This window comes from Microbacterium sp. CIAB417, assembly GCF_022788845.1.
This window is the reverse complement of record NZ_JAHZUT010000004.1, coordinates 350,284-367,468: the sequence shown is the minus strand read 5'-3', so window position 1 is coordinate 367,468 and position 17,185 is coordinate 350,284. Positions and strand designations below refer to the sequence as shown.

Annotated in this window: 19 protein-coding genes; 13 read left to right on the top strand and 6 right to left on the bottom strand. The window is 69.3% G+C overall.

Annotation, left to right across the window (positions count from 1 at the left end; translation table 11 throughout):
• Positions 1-23: 23 nt before the first annotated feature.
• From KYX17_RS19200 to KYX17_RS32090, 3 genes are all read right to left on the bottom strand, one after another.
• On the bottom strand, positions 24-1,448 hold the full coding sequence (locus KYX17_RS19200) for a mechanosensitive ion channel domain-containing protein (protein WP_243228618.1): 1,425 nt from the start codon (positions 1,446-1,448) through the stop codon (positions 24-26).
• A 1-nt stretch (position 1,449) separates the two neighbouring features.
• Positions 1,450-3,606, bottom strand: a complete 2,157-nt coding sequence (locus KYX17_RS19195) for an adenylate/guanylate cyclase domain-containing protein (protein WP_243228616.1) — start codon at positions 3,604-3,606, stop codon at positions 1,450-1,452.
• 84 nt (positions 3,607-3,690) lie between these two features.
• Positions 3,691-4,383: a GntR family transcriptional regulator gene (locus tag KYX17_RS32090; RefSeq protein ID WP_283818184.1), complete on the bottom strand. Its 693-nt coding sequence runs from the start codon at positions 4,381-4,383 to the stop codon at positions 3,691-3,693.
• An 83-nt stretch (positions 4,384-4,466) separates the two neighbouring features.
• Here KYX17_RS32090 and KYX17_RS19180 point away from each other — a divergent pair, with 83 nt between their 5' ends.
• Positions 4,467-5,201, top strand: a complete 735-nt coding sequence (locus KYX17_RS19180; protein ID WP_243228614.1) for a Pr6Pr family membrane protein — start codon at positions 4,467-4,469, stop codon at positions 5,199-5,201.
• On the opposite strand, the gene KYX17_RS19175 is transcribed toward KYX17_RS19180, so the two are convergent.
• Together KYX17_RS19175 and KYX17_RS19170 are read right to left on the bottom strand one after the other, a co-directional pair.
• Positions 5,186-5,842: a response regulator transcription factor gene (locus KYX17_RS19175; protein WP_243228612.1), complete on the bottom strand. Its 657-nt coding sequence runs from the start codon at positions 5,840-5,842 to the stop codon at positions 5,186-5,188. The two genes, KYX17_RS19180 and KYX17_RS19175, sit on opposite strands and share 16 nt — an antisense overlap.
• 1 nt (position 5,843) lies before the next feature.
• The gene (locus KYX17_RS19170) at positions 5,844-7,334 is read right to left on the bottom strand and encodes a cell wall metabolism sensor histidine kinase WalK (protein WP_243228610.1); all 1,491 of its coding nucleotides are present in this window, start codon (positions 7,332-7,334) and stop codon (positions 5,844-5,846) included.
• 142 nt (positions 7,335-7,476) lie between these two features.
• Between KYX17_RS19170 and KYX17_RS19165 the strand changes: the two genes are divergently transcribed.
• Both KYX17_RS19165 and KYX17_RS19160 read left to right on the top strand, forming a co-directional pair.
• A complete protein-coding gene (locus KYX17_RS19165; RefSeq protein WP_243228609.1) occupies positions 7,477-8,013 on the top strand; it encodes a hypothetical protein in 537 nt (178 codons plus the stop codon).
• A gap of 118 nt (positions 8,014-8,131) precedes the next feature.
• A complete protein-coding gene (locus tag KYX17_RS19160; RefSeq protein ID WP_243228607.1) occupies positions 8,132-8,428 on the top strand; it encodes a DUF503 domain-containing protein in 297 nt (98 codons plus the stop codon).
• 13 nt (positions 8,429-8,441) lie between these two features.
• On the opposite strand, the gene KYX17_RS19155 is transcribed toward KYX17_RS19160, so the two are convergent.
• Entirely contained in the window at positions 8,442-8,633 is a 192-nt protein-coding gene (locus KYX17_RS19155) for a hypothetical protein (protein WP_243228605.1), read from the bottom strand.
• Positions 8,634-8,817: 184 nt separating this feature from the next.
• Between KYX17_RS19155 and KYX17_RS19150 the strand changes: the two genes are divergently transcribed.
• The 10 genes from KYX17_RS19150 to KYX17_RS19105 all read left to right on the top strand — a co-directional run bounded on the left by KYX17_RS19150 (position 8,818) and on the right by KYX17_RS19105 (position 17,153).
• A complete protein-coding gene (locus KYX17_RS19150) occupies positions 8,818-9,519 on the top strand; it encodes a hypothetical protein (protein ID WP_243228603.1) in 702 nt (233 codons plus the stop codon).
• Positions 9,519-10,166, top strand: a complete 648-nt coding sequence (locus KYX17_RS19145) for a polymorphic toxin type 15 domain-containing protein (protein ID WP_243228601.1) — start codon at positions 9,519-9,521, stop codon at positions 10,164-10,166. The genes KYX17_RS19150 and KYX17_RS19145 overlap by 1 nt, the downstream gene beginning before the upstream one ends.
• 9 nt (positions 10,167-10,175) lie before the next feature.
• Complete coding sequence (locus KYX17_RS19140) at positions 10,176-10,736, top strand: GAD-like domain-containing protein (protein ID WP_243228599.1); 561 nt, start codon at positions 10,176-10,178, stop codon at positions 10,734-10,736.
• 69 nt (positions 10,737-10,805) lie between these two features.
• Positions 10,806-11,960: a MoxR family ATPase gene (locus KYX17_RS19135; RefSeq protein WP_243228597.1), complete on the top strand. Its 1,155-nt coding sequence runs from the start codon at positions 10,806-10,808 to the stop codon at positions 11,958-11,960.
• A gap of 3 nt (positions 11,961-11,963) precedes the next feature.
• On the top strand, positions 11,964-12,851 hold the full coding sequence (locus tag KYX17_RS19130) for a DUF58 domain-containing protein (RefSeq protein ID WP_243228596.1): 888 nt from the start codon (positions 11,964-11,966) through the stop codon (positions 12,849-12,851).
• Positions 12,838-13,329 (top strand): hypothetical protein, encoded by a 492-nt coding sequence (locus KYX17_RS19125; RefSeq protein ID WP_243228594.1) that lies wholly within the window; start codon positions 12,838-12,840, stop codon positions 13,327-13,329. Before KYX17_RS19130 ends, KYX17_RS19125 begins: the two co-directional genes overlap by 14 nt.
• Positions 13,320-14,306, top strand: a complete 987-nt coding sequence (locus tag KYX17_RS19120) for a VWA domain-containing protein (RefSeq protein WP_243228592.1) — start codon at positions 13,320-13,322, stop codon at positions 14,304-14,306. Before KYX17_RS19125 ends, KYX17_RS19120 begins: the two co-directional genes overlap by 10 nt.
• The gene (locus tag KYX17_RS19115; RefSeq protein WP_243228590.1) at positions 14,303-15,313 is read left to right on the top strand and encodes a VWA domain-containing protein; all 1,011 of its coding nucleotides are present in this window, start codon (positions 14,303-14,305) and stop codon (positions 15,311-15,313) included. The genes KYX17_RS19120 and KYX17_RS19115 overlap by 4 nt, the downstream gene beginning before the upstream one ends.
• Complete coding sequence (locus tag KYX17_RS19110) at positions 15,310-16,065, top strand: hypothetical protein (RefSeq protein ID WP_243228588.1); 756 nt, start codon at positions 15,310-15,312, stop codon at positions 16,063-16,065. Before KYX17_RS19115 ends, KYX17_RS19110 begins: the two co-directional genes overlap by 4 nt.
• Complete coding sequence (locus KYX17_RS19105) at positions 16,059-17,153, top strand: LppA family lipoprotein (protein ID WP_243228586.1); 1,095 nt, start codon at positions 16,059-16,061, stop codon at positions 17,151-17,153. The genes KYX17_RS19110 and KYX17_RS19105 overlap by 7 nt, the downstream gene beginning before the upstream one ends.
• The last annotated feature ends 32 nt before the right edge of the window (positions 17,154-17,185 follow it).

Genomic DNA, 17,185 nt, shown 5'->3' with positions numbered 1-17,185 from the left:
GACCGACGCGCCTTCCGGCGCTCCTACCTCTCCGAGATCACGCGCGCGGAGAGGTTGAGCTCGGCGAGGCGCTCAGCCGCCATGCGCCGCTTCAACTCGAGCGACTCGCCGATCTCGGCGGCCAGCCGCGGCCGCGCGCGGATGAGTTCGTCGACGGTCTCGAGCGGCACGATGACGACGGTGAGGATCTCGGCCGCGACCGTGACGGCCTGCGACCGCTCCCGCGTGAGCGCGGTGTGGCCGATGATGTCGCCGGCCTCCGCGCGCGCGAACTCGACGCGCCCGCCGTCGACGTCGAGAGCGAGGACCGCCTGACCTGTCAGGATGACGGACACCTCCTCGGGGATGACTCCCGCCGGAAGCACCACCTCGCCGACGCCGTATCGCGCCAGGCGTGCCGTCGCCGCAAGCTGCTCGACGTCGTCGTCGCGCAGGTGCAGCGCAGGGGCGATCTGCGTGATCGCGGCGGCGAGACGATCCGGTTCGGTCAGCGGATCGGTCGCGTCGCCGTCCAGCGCGAAACCCTGACGGCGCGCGGCGTACCAGAGCCACGAGAGGTACATCGACAGCGCCGTCGAGGCGTCCGCGGGACCGGGCACCAGGATCGAGACGGTGTACGAGCCACCGCCGCCGTACGAGACGGTCGCGCGCTCGCCCGCGATGCGCATCGGCAGGGCGTCCGCCACGTCGATGAGCAGCGCCATCACCTCGTGAGGCGGATCGTCGGTCGAGAAGGTCACCGACGTCGACGCCGTGTACGGCCCGGCCGGCTCGGTCAGGTTCGTGAAGGATGCCCCCGACAGGCTGGAGTTCGGGACGATCTGGATGCCGGAACCGGTGTCGATGTGCACGGCGCGCCAGTTCACCTCGACGACCCGACCGCGCACACCGGCGGCGTCCAGCCAGTCGCCGATCTTGAAGGGCTGCTCGAACAGGAGGAGCAGTCCGGAGATGACGCCACCGACCGCATTCTGCAGGGCGAGACCGATCACGATGGACGTCACGCCGAGGGCCGTGATCAGGCCGCCCACATCCGCATCCCACACCCAGGAGAACAGCAGAGCCAGGCCGACGACGACCAGGGCGAGCCGGGCGATCTCGACGAAGATCGTCGGGATCCGATCCCGCCACGATCCGGGCGCCGCATTGGCGAACAGGGCGACGTTGAACGAGGACAGCACCAGCAGGATCACGAGGAACCCGAAGACCGTCGCCACGACGCGCACCCACACCTGATCGGCCGGGGACTGGATCGCGAAGGCCAGCAGGGCGAACAGCGCACCGGCGGGCACCACCCAGTTGCGCAGCAGCTTGAGGGGCCCTGCCACGGGATTGCCGCGGCGGCTGAGCGCACCGATGAGCTCGGTGAGCACGACCAGCAGGACCGGAACGCCGACCGCGAGTCCGATCACCCACCAGGCCCAGCCGTCCTGGAACGCCTCGGCCATGTCAGGCGACCTTCCACACGGTCTCGGTGCGTCCCTGCGCTTCGACCGTGCCCGCTTCGACGTAGGTGAACAGCTCCTGCGTGCGATCGCGGACGGTCTGGCTGACAAAGATGCCCGGCTCACCGGTCACCGAACGCACCCGGTAGGCGAGGTTCACGGCATCGCCCCACAGGTCGTAGGCGAGGTTGGTCCGTGCGACCAGACCGCTCGTCACCGTGCCGGAGTCGACGCCGGCGCGGATCGCGATCGAGCTGCCGTTCTGGGCGTTGAACCGCTCGACGGCGTCGCGCAGCCCGCGTGCGAACTCGACGCTGCGGCGGACGTTGTCGACGCGCGGCACCGCCAGCCCCGATGAGGCGAGGTACCCGCCGCGCAGCGTACGGACCTTCTCGACCCCCGCCTTCTCGGCCGCTTCATCGAAGCCCCGCATCAGGGTGTTCAGCAGCGCGATCTCCTGCTCGGCCGTCAGGTCGCGGGCGAAGTCGTCGAAGCCGACGAGCTCGGCGAACACGACCGACACGTTCTCGTGCGCCTCGGTGATCGTCTCGTCGCCCTGGCGATACTTGGCCGCCACGCTCTCCGGCATGAGCGTGTGCAGCAGCTTCTCATTCTCCTTCTGCTGCTCCTCGATGAGATCCTGCTTGATGCGCAGGCTCGAGGCCATGTCGTTGAAGGCGTCGCCGAGGTCTCCGAACTCGTCCCGCGACCCCTGGGGCACCTGCACGTCCAGATCCCCTTCCGCCACGCGGTGCACCGCGCCGACCAGCCGGTGGATGGGCCGTGTGAACACCTGCGCCAGCGCGAGCGACAGCAACGAGACGGCGAGGATGATGCCGAGCAGCGTCAGCAGCACGTTGCGGGTGAAGTCCGCGACCGGGGCGAACGCCTCGGCCGAGTCGATGCGGGCGATGATCACCCAGTCCAATCCTTCGACCTCGAGTGGCGCGTACGCTGTCACGCTGTCACCGCCCAGATAGTCGGTGCCCGTGGTCGTCCCGCTGCGCCCGGCCTGCGCCTCGCCGACCGCCCACGTGTTGACCGGCTGCAGCAGGACGGTGCCCCCGACCTCGACGATCCGCTCGGCGACCGTCGGCGGGGTGCCGCCGCTGATCGCCCGCTGCGCATAGGAGTCGGGGTCCTCGATCAGGCGGCGCGAATTGCTGCGCATGAGATCGTCGAGGCCCACCAGATACACCTCGCCGGTGTCACCGAGCCCCTGGGCCTTCCAGCCCTCGGACCCGGTCGTGACGTCGTTGATCGTGTCGAGGGACATCTGGAAGGCGATCGCCCCGGTGATGCGCTCGTCGTTGCCGACCGGGGACACGACCCAGAACGTGGGGACGTTCAGGGACGGAATCCAGCGCTCGAAATCGGTGAGCACGACCGTGGTGACGGAGTTCGTGGCGACGGCCTCCGTGTACGCCTGCGCCAGAAGCGAATCGCGGTACGGTCCGGTCGAGAGGTTCGTGCCGAGGTCGATCCCCTTGTAGGCGCTGAAGACGACATCGCCCTCGAGGTTGAGCAAGAGCGCGTCCTCGTAGCCGGCCTCGGTGATCAGCCGGGTGAAGTAGTCCCCGTAGCGCTCGGTCGCCGCGGAGTACGTCGAGCCGTCGCCGGCGTCGTTCCGGGCCAGGACCGTGTCGTAGTCGGCGTCGAAGTCCTGATTGCCGAGCGTGTAGTGCAGCTGCGCGTACTGACCGGCGGTCGACTCGGGGATGAAGGCGACGTCGCCGTACTCCTCGCCGGCGCGCGTCTCGAGTTCGGGAATGAAGGTGTCGGTGTAGTACGCCTCCAGCTGAGCGCGCTCATCGGGGGTGAGTTCCTGCTGCTGGAGCTGCTCGAAGCCCTCGTTGATCGCAACGGACATGTTCTGCGCACTGAGATTGCGCGAATTCAGCGAGGCGTCGCGCCGGACGCTCTCGATCGCGTCCGAGACCTCGGCCGCCCGCATCGACCGGATCGTGATCAGCTGGTCCACCGCCGCGTCATGGAGAGACTGCCGGCCGTTGATGAAGCCGATCGCGCCGACGACGATCGAGGAGAGGAGACTGACCGCCAGCAGCATGATCAGGAGTTTGGACTGGATGCTGAGGCCGCCGCCGCGCCGCAGCCACCGCTTCCTCGTCTTCCCGCCTGCCGCTGTCGTTCCGTCGCTCATGCGCCCTCCCTCGCCGTGCGTCATCCCGCTCGGCACGACTCTAGCGATATACCGGTCTGCCACGGAACCCCCGGGACTCCGCGATCACCGCGACCGGATGCCGCGGTCATCCGCCGGCACGCCCACACCGTGCTGAATGCGGAACCAGTGCTCGGCCGCGTCCGCGTCCCGCGCCAGCATCGCTCGGCGCATGCGCTGGTAGCAGTCCCGGCGCAGCTCCCTGGTGCCGAGCTCGACGCGCGACCGCCGCAGAACGCGTTCCAGCACCTGCCCGGCCTCGTGCATGCTCCGCCCGAGCACGGGGTTCCCGGATCGCTGCGCGAGGCAGCCGACGAAAAGGCGCGACGCCAGCATGAGAGCCGCGGCGTCGCCCGCGTCGCTGGCGGCGATCATGCGGTCCAGCAGCCCGACGGCCTCGGCGAGCTCGGCGTCGCCCATCCGCTGCACCGCGAGCTGCAACGCGATCCCCGCCTGCAGGCCCGTGAACTCGAGCGCGGCGGAGACCAGCTCCTCGTCGATCTCGGTCACGCGCGTGTACCGGCTGGGCGAGACCTCGACGAGGCCCGCCCAGGCGAGCCGCTGCAGCGCCTCGCGGACGGGCGTGCGCGAGACGCCGAGGGCCTCGGCGATGTCCTTGTCGTTCAGGTGCTCGCCGGGCGCCAGCCGTTCGTCGAGGATGGCGTCGGAGAGGGCCTCGTGTACGCGCTCACCCAGCGGCACCGGAGCGTCCGGCGGCATCCGGAGCCGCTCTCGCAGCGAGCGCGTGTCGTTCCCCATGTCCGAACTCCCGTTCCGGCTCCAGGTATACCGATATATCCTTCCGCGCGGAAGTCCCGCTACGCTGGCGCCCGGAGGAACATATGACCTGGTGGCCCTACGTCCGTCTCGCCGCGGCCGCACTCGGTGCTGCTGCGATCATCCGTCAGGCGACGATCGCGATCGTCAACGCGCTCGCGGCCGACTCAGCGTGGGCGAGGGATCTGCCGACCGTCATGACGAACTTCTTCAGCTACTTCACGATCCTCTCCAACCTGTCGGCGGTGGTCGCGCTCATGATCGGCGGGATCTGGATGCTGGCGACTCGACGCCGGTCTGACGCCGAACCCGCCTGGCTGGCGACGCTGTTCGTCTGCGCGAGCACCTACATGATCGTGACCGGGATCGTGTACAACGTGCTTCTGCGTCACATCCCGATCGCCGGCATCTCGGACGCCTGGACGAACGAGACGCTGCACGTCGTGATGCCCGTGATCATGCTGCTCGACGTGCTGTTCGCGCCGCGGAGACGGGCCCTGCCCTGGCGCTCGCTGTGGGTCGTCGTGGCGTTCCCGATCGTGTGGGCGATCTACACCCTGGTGCGGGCGGAGTTCATCACCTCGCCGCGCACCGGAACGCCGTGGTGGTACCCGTACCCGTTCCTCGACCCGCACCAGGTGCCGGGCGGCTATCTCGGCGTGGCCGGGTACGTCCTCGCCATCGCTGCGGTCATCGTCGGCATCGGGGCCTTCGTCGTGGGGATCGGGCGCCGCCGTGGTCGCACCCCGGAGCGGATCGCGCCGGAGCCGGCGGCCGCGCAGGGTCACGGCATCCGATAGCCCATCCCGCGGACGGTCTCGATCCGCTCGGCCCCGAGCTTGCCCCGCAGATGCCCGATGTAGACGTCGACGACGTTGGATCCGGGATCGAAGTCGTAGCCCCAGATGCGGCTGAGCAGAACCTCGCGGCTCAGCACCTGACCCGGGTGCCGCACGAACTCCTCGGCGAGCGCGAACTCCCTCGCCGTGAGGTCGATCTCGACTCCGTCGATGCGCGCGCGACGCGCCGACAGGTCGATCGTGAGGTCGCCGTGGGTGAGCTCGGTCACGGCGGGCGTGCGGCTCTGCCGCATGCGCAGCCGGATCCGCGCCAGCAGCTCCTCGAATCGGAAGGGCTTGGCGATGTAGTCGTCGGCGCCGCCCTCGAGACCGGTGAGGGTGTCGCGCAGCTCGATGCGCACCGTGAGCATGATGATCGGCAGCTGCGAGCCGGATCCGCGCAGCTGCTCGAGCACCTCGAACCCCGTCAGCTCGGGCATGTTCACATCGAGCACGAGCAGATCGAACTCGTCCGTGAGCGCGAGCTCGAGCGCCTGCCGGCCCGTGCGGGCGACCCGCGTGGTGAACCCGGCCGCGCGCAGGCCCTTCTCCAGGAACCCGGCGATGCGCGGTTCGTCGTCGGCGATGAGGATGGACGGCATCTCACTCGCCTCCTGTCGGTCGATCGGGCCGATCCAGCGTAACGCCGTCCTCGGAGACGTCCGGCGACAGCGGGATGTCGAGGACGAACACCGAACCGCCGCCGGGCGCGTCGGCGACCCGGACCTCGCCGCCGTGCTGCTGCGCGATGAGCTGCACGATGCTGAGGCCGAGACCGCTGCCGTCCGGACCCCGGCCGCCCTGCTGGAGTCGCTGGAAGCGTTCGAAGATGCGGTCCTTGTCCTCGTCCGGGATGCCGGGACCGTGGTCGCGCACCCGCAGCAGCAGCCGACCGCCCGCCACCGACGAGGACAGCTCGATGACGCCGCCGCCGTGCGTCGCTGCGTTCTGGATCAGCTGCAGCATGGCCTGCGTGATGCGCGGGGCGTCGATCTCGGCATCCACCTCGGCCGCACCGGCGACGACGATCTCCGTGCCGGCGAGCATGCTCGCCTTCTGCGCGATCGTGCGTAGCAGCGTCCCGGCCGGGACGTGCGCGCGCAGCAGGCCCTCGTCGTCGAGGAGAACGGCGACGTCCACGAGATCCCCGACGAGGCGCCCCATGCGCTCGATCTCGTCGATCGCGAGGCGACGCGTCTGCTCGATGTCGATCGGATCCCTGGCATCCATGACGTCGAGGTAGCCGTGCACGATCGTCAGCGGCGTCTTGAGCTCGTGGCCCACGTCGCCCAGCAGACGGCGCTGCGCCGCCATCGCTTCGTCGAGGCGGTCGAGCATGCCGTTCATGGTGCGCGCGAGCCCGGACACGTCGTCGCGGCCGCGCAGCGGCAGGCGCTCGTCCAGCGAGAGCGCCGACACGCGCTCCGCCATCTCGCGCATGTCCCGCAGGGGGCGCAGAAGCCGGGTGGCGACGAACCAGGACACCGCGGCGATCACGGCGACCGCGCCGACCGCCGTGATCAGGTACGCCCTGGCCGAGAGCTCGAGTCCGCCGAACTCGAGATCCAGGTCGTAGACCATGACGAACAGCGCCTCGGCATCCGGATCGGAGGAGACCTCGACAGGGGCGACGAGATACGACCAGTTCGCGCCGTTCTCGCGGTAGACACCCGACACGAGGTCGCCGTTCGACGCCTCGGAGACGACCCGGTCGACGAACGCGCCGTCCTCACCGGGTTCCACGCTGCGCCCGACGCCGGGCACGAGCGCGACCGTCCCGTCGATGATGCCGACGGCGCCGCTGGTCTTGCCCGGGACGAGCACGCGCATGATGCTCGCGAGGGCCTCGGTGGCGTCCGCCCACCCGCCCGGTGGGGGCGTCCCGACGATGAGGCGCGCCGACTCGAGGTCCGCGATGAGCTGCTCCTGCACGGCCTCGGTGATGCGGTGCCGCTCGACGGCGTAGACGACGCCGCCGACGACGAGCATGCCCAGGGCCGCCACGAGCGTGATCACGATCGTCAGACGCGCCCGCACCGAGAACCCGGCGGCGTCGGTGCGCGCGTCGGGTGCGGGCTGCGCACGCGAGGACATGGCATCCATTGTCCGGGATCCGGATGCCGCGACAGCAGTCGTGTCTAAAGGATCTTTCATGTTCGTTTACCGTCCGCCTTAGAAGCGTCCCGCATGCTGGGACGCGGACCGAAGCGCTTCAGCGCGGCCCGGGGAGGAAGCGATGCAGAAGAGGACCGTCGTGACGGCTGCCGCCGTCGGCGCGCTCTGCCTCGGCGTCGTTGCCGCCCCCGTGGTGGCGTTCGCGGTCGTGTCGAACGAATCCAGCAGCCAGGTCATCCCCGGCGGCGTCGTCACCGATGTCGTGACGGTCGATTCGGCCGTGACCGACAAGGAGACCGTGCTGGACGCCACGTCCGAGCCCGACGTCCCGGCGACGGCCGCTCCGATCCCGCCGTCCCCGACGCCCGAGCCCGTCGTCCAGGACGACGACCAGCAGGGCGCTGTCGAACCGGCTCCTCCCGCACCGCCGGCGCCTCCGACGAGCGACGACGACGACTGGGGCGAATGGAAGCAGTGGCTCGAGGACGAGGGCAGGGGCGACTGGGCCGATTGGGACGACTGGAAGGAATGGGTCGACGATCACGACGGCCCGGCCCGGGTCGATCCCGCCGACCCCCGCCACCCGGACGGCGACAAGCACCGCGACGACGATCGTCGAGACGGTCGAGACGAGCGCGACGAAGACTGGAGCCGCTGAAGGACTCCCCCAAGCTCGGCGGCCGACGTTCGCCCCTCCCCAATGCGCGAATCCCCCGTTCGCGTGAACGTCGGCCGCCGGATCTCCTCTCCGCCCTCCGGCCTGCCATACTCGACGCGTGTGGATCGGCTGGATCGAGTTCGACCTGCTTCTCGGCGACGTGCACTCGCTGAAGGAGAAGCGCGCCATCCTGCGTCCGCTGATCGCCGATCTATCGCGTCGCACCGAGGCGGCAGCCGCCGAAGTGGGGGCGCACGACCTGCATCGTCGCGCTCAGCTGGGCGTGACCGTCGTCGGAGCGGATGCCGCCCACGTCCGGGACGTGCTGGATCGCGCCGAGCGGCTGCTCGCCGAGGAGCACCTCGAGGTGACCCTGCTGTCGGCGCGGCGGCGCCTTCACTCCAGCGAGGACTGACCCTCGCCGGGGTTCAGCGCTTGAGCGAACGGATCGCGGCGATCAGGATGCCGAACGCGATGATCGGCAACCCCGTCAGGAATGACCGCGGATTGCCGTTGAGCAGCGGCGCGGCGATGGCCGTCCCCACCCCGATCACGAAGATCGCGACGATCGTCACGCGCCAGAGCGTGTCGCTGCGTGTAGGGGTCGGCGTCGTGCTCATTTCGCTCTCTTCTCGTTCGCGCCGGCGCTGCGGATCCGCGGCGGCTTCCCCACGTTAGACGCCGCCGGCATCACCGTCTGTCGGCCGTTCGGGGGACAGACGGCGGTTCGCATGGGTCCTACTACCCATGGGCAGCGACCGACTTTCGACGTATCGTGCTCGCTGGAGGTGGTGCGTTGTGGGGATGATGTTGCCGAACGAGCTTGTCTGGGTGATGGAGAAGCTGGGGTTCGAGTGGCCGGACATCGATGAGGATGAGGTTCGCAAGGGTGCCACCCTGGTGCGGAACTTCGGGAGCGATCTCGAGGACGTGATCCAGGCTGTGGATCGGAAGATCAACGGTGACGTGGGGTCGGCGATGCGGGGTCAGGCAGGGCCTGCGACGATGTCGGCGTGGAACACGAACCGGTCGCAGAACCTGCAGAAGCTGATCGACATCATGCCGCCGGCGGCGACGGCGATGGACATCGGGGCGGATGCGATCTTCGCGTTGAAGATGAAGGTGATCGTCGATGTCACCTCCACGATGATCACGCTGGTCGCGATGCTGACCAACCCGATCACCGCGGCCGGGGCGGGTCCGATGCTGCTGATCAAGAAGAAGCTGCTCAACGCGGCCGTCGACATCGCCGTCGAACAGTTGCTCAACCAGCTGGCGCCGATGGCGATCGAACCGCTCGCGGAGCAGCTGCCGGCCGTGATCGACGCGATCCTGGACGCCCCGATGGTGGAGGCCACCGCAGGTGACTCGGACGAGTTCTACGCCGACCTGCAGGCACTCGAGGACGCCCGCACGACGATGCAGGTCCACGGCGCCGACATCCAGTCACTGACATCGACGTTCTTCGCGGACTTCTCCGCACTCGACTTCGGAGGAGACGACTGATGAGCGCGATCAAACCGATCATCCGAGAACTCAAGCAGGCCGCCTTGAAGGGCTTCGCCCACGCCGACCACAAGCTCCACCAGCTCACCGCCAACATGGACGGTCACCTCGACACCGTGATCCGCGAGGTCCGTGACCGTGACAACTACGACGGCAAGGTCGACGTCAGCCTCAAGAAGTTCAAGAAGAACAAGAAGCACGACTCGGACGAGTACAACCGTCAGTACGACGAGCAGATGGACACGCTGCAGAAGATGCCGCTGTCCGACTGGCTGAAGAACCGCATCGAGTATCTCGAGAACGGTCGCACCTCGGACTCGCTGCGGGCCCAGCAGGACGCTCGGGACAACGCGCTGAAGGACAAGATCAATGAGCTGCTCGACGCTGACGACGACCTCGACTACGACGACGCGAAGGACCTCGCGTCCGAGTGGCTGAAGGGGCAGGCAGCGACGCATCGTCTCGACGGCATCGCAGGCGGTGACGTCACCGACATCTCTGGCGTCGGCGACACGCGCATCAATTCATCTCTCGGCTCCCAATGGCGCTCTCGCGTCGGGGACATCGACGCCGCCGTCATCGATTTCCTCAACGCCAATCCCGGCGTCGATCTCGACAACACCTTCATCAACGTCGTCCTCCGATAGGTTGGTGCCATGGTTCAGATCGCTGATTTCGTTCCGCACGCCCCGGTTCCGGCGGAGATCATCGAGGAGTACCGGGGTCGCGTTCCGGACGAGTTGATCGAGGTCTGGGAGAACTACGGGTACGGGACCTTCGGTCAGGGTTTCATCCGTCTCATCGACCCGAAACTGTACGAGGCCGAGGTCGGGGACTGCATCGGCAAGACCCAGGGCGACGGCATCGCCATCCCGTTCGCCGTCACCGGACTCGGTGACCTCATCACGTGGGAGCCCAGCCACCCCGGCGTCATCGCGATCATGTATCGCATCGGCGACACCAAGGGGCAGGGGTCCATGAAGACGTTCTTCAACCTGGTCAGACGAGGCGGCGCGGCCCACCTGTCCGACTCCTACGACTGGGACATCTTCCCCGAGGCCGTGGCCGCGCACGGAGAACTGCCCTACGATCAGTCGTTCATCTTCGTGCCGCTGCTCTCCCTCGGCGGGGCTGCGAAGGTCGAGAACCTGCACAAGCGCGAGACGATCACCGCGATCAAGGTGGCGGTCGACCTCCAGGGCGTCATCGGCCACTGACCCGCGGGTTACGCTGTTTCCCGGGGGAACGGCATCGACGTGTCCCCCGGCGCGATCGAGGAGACAGTGATGAACCAGCCCCATCCCGCGGCCACCGGCGGACCAGCGATCCCTCCGCCTCCGCCCGCGCCGGCTGCGCCGATCAGCAGCGTCCCGACGAGCTCGCCGACGTCCCCCGCGGCGCCTCCCGCACCGGCGGCATCGCCTCCGGCATCCCCGGTCGCCGCGGCATCCGATGCCCGGACCACGGACGCCGAGCTCGCCCGCGCGACCGAGGTGCTGCGGGTCATCTCTGAGGCGTACTCGGCCAAGATGGTCGGCCAGGAGCGGTTGCGTCTGAGCCTCCTCATCGCTCTCATCGCCGGCGGCCACATCCTCCTCGAGAGCGTGCCCGGCCTCGCGAAGACCACGGCGGCCAGCACCCTCGCCGACACGGTCCGCGCGCAGTTCAAGCGCATCCAGTGCACGCCCGACCTGCTGCCCAGCGACATCACCGGCAACCAGATCTACGACGCCGCGACCGGATCGTTCCGCACCGTGCTCGGGCCGGTGCACGCGAACTTCGTGCTGCTCGACGAGATCAACCGCTCCAGCGCCAAGACCCAGTCCGCCATGCTCGAGGCGATGCAGGAGCACCAGACGACCATCGGCGGGGAGGTGCATCACCTGCCGCGCCCGTTCCTCGTCATCGCGACCCAGAACCCGATCGAGCAGGAGGGCACCTACGAGCTGCCCGAGGCCCAGATGGACCGATTCCTGCTCAAGGAGATCGTCGAGTACCCGAGCCCCGCCGAGGAGTTCGAGATCCTCAGCCGCATCGACTCCGGCGTGCTCGACCCCGATCGTCACGTCTCCAGCGCGGTCACGCTCGCGGACATCGAGCAGCTGCAGGACATCGCGAGCCGGGTCTACGTCGACGCGTCGATCCGCAATTACATCGTCCAGCTCGCCTACGTCACCCGCAATCCCGCCCCGTACATCGGCGAGGAAAGCGCCCGGCTCATCAAGTACGGCGCCAGCCCCCGGGCATCCATCGCCTTCCTGCAGGCCTCCCGCGCGCTCGCCCTGCTGCAGGGCCGCACGCACGTCGTGCCGGAGGACATCCGGACGCTCCGCCACCTCGTGCTGCGCCATCGCGTGCTCCTGACCTTCGAGGCGGATGCCGAGGGCGTGCGCAGCGAGGACATCATCGATCTCATCTTCGCCGCGGTGCCGACTCCCTGACGCATGCCCTCCCTGATCACCCGGGTGAGGGCGAAGCTCTTCATCCACTCGTCGCAGAAGTCGATGCATGCGCTCGACGGGGCGTACGCGTCCCTGCTGCGCGGCCGCAGTCACGACTTCGAGGACCTGCGCGCCTACGAGTACGGCGATCAGGTGCGCGACATCGACTGGAGGGCGACGGCCAAGCAGGGCTCACCGCTCGTCAAGAGGCATCGCGCGACCCGCATGCACACGGTGATGTTCGTCGTCGACACCGGGCGCGGCATGACCGCGCTCGCCCAGGACGAGCGGCCGAAGAAGGAGCTCGCGATCCTCGCGACCGGAGCTCTCGGCATCCTCACGCTGCGTCACGGCGACGACTTCACGGTGGTCCACGGCGATGCCTCGGGCATCCGCCGGATGGCCCCGGCGCGCAGCGAGGGCGCCCTCGAGCACGCGCTGCGCCGGATCGACCACGCGATCGACACCAGCACCGCTCCCGGGGACCGCGACGGGCTGCTGAGCTACATCGCGCGCACGATCCCCCGACGCATGATCCTCGTGGTCGTCACGGACGAGGCCCCGGTCACGGACGAGACCGAACGCCTGCTGCGCCGGCTGCGCGTGCAGCACGACGTGCTCTGGATCGCGCTGCGCGACGCCGACCCCGTGCTGGACCACACCACCGGGCGCGTGCGGGCCGACGTGTACTCGCGCTGGCAGGTGCCGGACTTCGTCCAGGGCGACGAGGGGATCGTCCGCGAGCTCGCGGCGCGTTCGGCCGCCGAGGCCGCGCACCGCGACGAGGTGCTCGATGCCCTGGAGATCAGCCGGGCGGACCTGGACACCCAGGATGATGCCGTCGGCGCCCTGCTGCGCATGCTGAACCGGAGGGCGAATGTCCGGTTCTGACGAGCTCTACCCGCCTGCCCAGTACGGCTGGGGCTGGCTGCTGCTGGCTCTCGGCATCCTCGCCGTCCTCGTCCTCGCCGCCTGGATCGTCATCGCGCTCACGCGCCCGAAGCGCCGGATGGAGCTGTCGGGCTCCGCGCCGCTCGGCCCCACCAGGATGGACGAGGTCCTCGCGGTGCTGCGCGGGGAGTACCTGCAGCAGATCGACCGCATCGAGGCGGCGTACGGCGAGGGGCGCATCGACGCCAAGCGTGCGAACCTCGAGCTCAGCCGGACGGTCCGAGCCTTCGTGAACGAGTACAGCGGCATCGAGGCGCCCGTGCTCGCGCTCGACGATCTCATCGCCCTGGGCGTCCATCCGGCGCTCATCGACGCGCTGCACCGGCACTACTACCCGAGCGTGTTCCGGCGCGGCCCGGCGATCGACCCGGCACTCGGCATCGAGGCCGCCCGCAGGGTGGTGACGGCATGGAACTAGCGAACATCTGGATGCTCGCGGGAGCCGTCGTCGCGGTGCTGATCGCGGCCGGGGTCGGCCTCGTCGTCGGTCTGCGCCGGCATCGCACGGATGCCGCGGCCGATGCTGCCCCGATCGCTCGCGCGGAGCGGCTGCGCACGCTGCCGTCGTTCCGGCAGGCGGTCCGCCGCAGGGCCCTCGTGCTGTCCGGACTCGTGGCGCTCGCCTCGGTGACCGTTCTGCTGGCCGGCGCGGTCGCCGCGCGGCCGATGTCCTCGCAGACCGTCCAGCCGGTGAACACCAGCCGCGACATCATGCTGTGTCTGGACGTCTCCGGCTCCATGAGCGACGTCGACGTCGAGGTGCTGACGGTGTTCGAGGAGCTGCTGGACGGGTTCGAGGGCGAGCGCATCGGGTTGACGATCTTCAACAGCTCCGCCGTGCAGATCTTTCCACTGACGGATGACTACGACTTCGTCCGGGAGCACCTGGAGAGCATCCGGGCGAGCTTCGACTATGGCGCGGACGTGCCCGAGCACTGGGTCGGCACCCTCAACGGGCCCGGCGCCTCCTTGATCGGCGACGGGCTCGCGTCCTGCGCGATGGGGTTCGACCAGGAAGGCGACGAGCGCAGCCGCTCGATCATCCTCGCCACGGACAACGAGGTCAACGGCGCCTCCATCGTGACCCTGGAGGAGGCCGCGGCGTACACGGCGTCCAAGGGGATCCGGGTCTTCGCGCTGAATCCGGTCGAGGGCAAGGACACCGAGCCGAGCGCGGCGCTCATCGCCGCCGCCGAGGCGACGGGCGGAGCGGCGTACGGGCTGCGCGAGACGGCGACCGTCGCGGACATCGTCGCGGAGGTCCAGGAGGAGGAGGCCGCCGAGCTGCGCGGGCAGGCGCAGGTGGTGTGGAGCGACGATCCCGACCTGTGGATCGTGCTGCTGGTGATCCCCGTCCTGGCCCTCATCGTGGTGCTGTGGAGGGTGCGGCTGTGATCCTCGACCCCGTCCTGAACCCGTGGCTGATCGCCCTGATCTGCCTGCCGCTCATCGCGCTCGCGGTGTTCTGCGTGATCCGGCCTCCGGGCGCACGGGGGCGGATTCTGTGGGCGATGCGGCTCGTCCTCGTCCTGGCGTGCTGCGTGCTGCTGCTGCGTCCCGGCGTCCCCGGTGGGACCAGCCAGACGCTCGCGACGGACACCGACGTCGTCCTCGTGGTCGACACGACGGCGAGCATCGTCGCCGAGGACTGGGACGATGACAGCCCTCGGCTGGACGGCGTCCGCGAGGACGTGCAGGCGATCATGGACGAGTACCCCGGAGCACGCTTCGCCCTGATCACGTTCGATGCGGCCGCCGAGGTGCGGCTGCCGCTGACCACCGACACGACGGCGCTGGCGTCCGCCATGGAGGTGCTGCGGCCCGAGGTGACCGCGCAGTCGCACGGCAGTTCGATCGGCATCGCGAACACGGTGCTCCAGGAGACCCTGCAGGGTGCCGCCGAGTCGTCGCCGGAGCGCTCGCGCATGGTGTTCTACCTCGGGGACGGCGAGCAGACCGCCTCCACCGAGCCCGAGTCGTTCGCGGCGAGCGCCGAGTTCACCGACGGCGGTGCCGTGCTCGGCTATGGCACGACCGAGGGCGGGCCGATGAAGGACACCAGTCTCGGCGGTGCGGGTGGCGCCTACATCCAGTACCAGGGCGGGAACGCCCTGTCGGTGATCGACGAGCAGAACCTGCAGACGATCGCGGATGAGCTCGGCGTCCCCTACCAGCACCGGAGCGCGGATGCCGTCGTCGAGTTGCCGGAGGCGCCCACCACCACGACGAACTATGCCGAGTCCGGCGAGGTCGGCGACGTCATCGAACTGTACTGGGTCGCCGCCGCGCTGATCGGGCTGCTTCTCGCGATCGAGCTCGCCGTGGCGACGGCACGGGTCGCCGGCCTGCGCGGACTGTCCGCGCGGACTCCCCGGACCTCGGGCGAAGGGGGCGCGCGATGACCGAGCCGACTCCCGCCGACGCCGCGGCGGCGCTCCTGGCCGCGAACCGCCGGCGCCGCAGCATCCGCCGCTGGATCGCCATCGGCACGCTTCCGCTCACTCTGGCCGCTGTGCTGTTCGCCGGCAAGCTGCTGAGCATGTACGCCTTCGCCCACCAGGCCATCACATCCCACGCGGTCGGCGATGCCGAGGGGACGATCCGCGCAGGTCAAGGGCAAGAGGTCCTGAACTGGTTCGAGCCGTACAAGGCGCCGTTCAACGTGGGCGTGGGGCTGGCCGCCTCCCAGCAGCTCCCCGAGGCCCGTGCGAAGTTCGAGGAGGCCCTGCCTCTCGCCCACGGGCTCGAGGTCTGCGGCGTGCGGGTGAACCTCGCGCTCGTGATCGAGCAGATGGGCGATGCCGCCCGCGACGAGGGCGACGGTCCCGGGGCCGCCGCGCTGTACGCCGAGGCGCTCACGGTCACGCTGGAGACGCCCGAGGAGTGCGGCACTCCGGAGGCGGACGAGCAGTCCTCCGATCCCCAGCGCAGCATGGGCGACACGCTGGAGCAGTTGGAGGACCGGCTGCAGCAGAAGCAGCAGGAGCAGCCGAACGGCGGCGAGGGCGAGCAGCCTCAGGAGCAGCCCGAGCAGGAGCAGCCGAGCGAGGACCAGCTCGGGGATCTCGAGGAGCGGCTCGACCAGGGCCGCGAGGAACGGCAGGACAACCAGGACGGCGACGGATCCGGCTCGGGGACGGACAGACCATGGTAGATCCCGAACAGCAGCGCGCACGATACGTGACCCACTCGGACGGTGCTCCCCCGGTGCCCCCGCCCGGCGGCTACCGCGGGGCCCGGCGCACGCCGGATCCGGCCGCGCTCGCGACGGAGAACGCGGTGGCCACCCTGGACGCACCGAAGCAGCCGGCCGATGCTCTCGGCTGGATCGCGCTGGTGTCCGGCATCCTGTTCGCGGTCGTCCTGCTCGGCGCCGTCGCCTCCGGCGGCACCGACATCGTCTACGGCGTCACGATGCTCGCCGTGCAGCTGCTCGTGGTCGCCGTGGTGATCGCGGCGCTCCTCACGCCCCGAGGTCGAGCGCTCGGAGCCGCGGCGCTGACGATCACGCTGCTGTTCAACGTCGCGACGGTCGGCGCCCTGGGAGCCGTGCAGACCTCGGCATCCGGGAACTACGAGGGCGCCAAGTCCGAGGAGCAGAAGCACGAGGAGGCCTACCCGGGGATCAAGGACACCCCGAGCGCGGACATCCTGTCCCGTCCCTCCCTCGAACAGGTGCGGGAGTCGTCCGAGGCGGCAATGGCCGACATCAAGGAGCGGCTCAGCGCGGAGTTCGGCTACACGTGGAGTCCGGCGGGCGACGAGGATCTGCGCCCCGAGCGCAACGGATACGGCGGGGAGTCCATGCTCGTGCAGTACACGTCCCAGAAATGGGGCACGAACGAGCCGATCCAGGATCACGATCGCAAGCTCGCCGTCATGGACGTCATCGACGACGTGCTCGCCGAGCACGACATGTGGGGCATCATCTCTCTGAACGACGCCTCGTCCGGACTCGACGCCACGATGCGCGAGAAGCTGTACGGATCGGCGGATCCGCGCACACAGGACGTGTGGGAGTGGTACAGCGACGACTACCCCGGGCCGCGTCGGTTCTACGCCACGATCTACGACACCTCCCAGGACGACTCCGGCGAGTTCCGGCGCTCGCGCGAGGCGCAGGCGGCCCGCACCGGTGAACCGGTCGAGGGTCTGCAGATCATGTTCCTCGCCCCCGAGCTGCTCAGCGAAGCCGACCGGGCCGAGTTCGAGCAGCGGCTCGAGGAGTATCCGGGGTCCTAGCCGTCTCGGGTGCTCGCGTGCGCGTTCCGCCG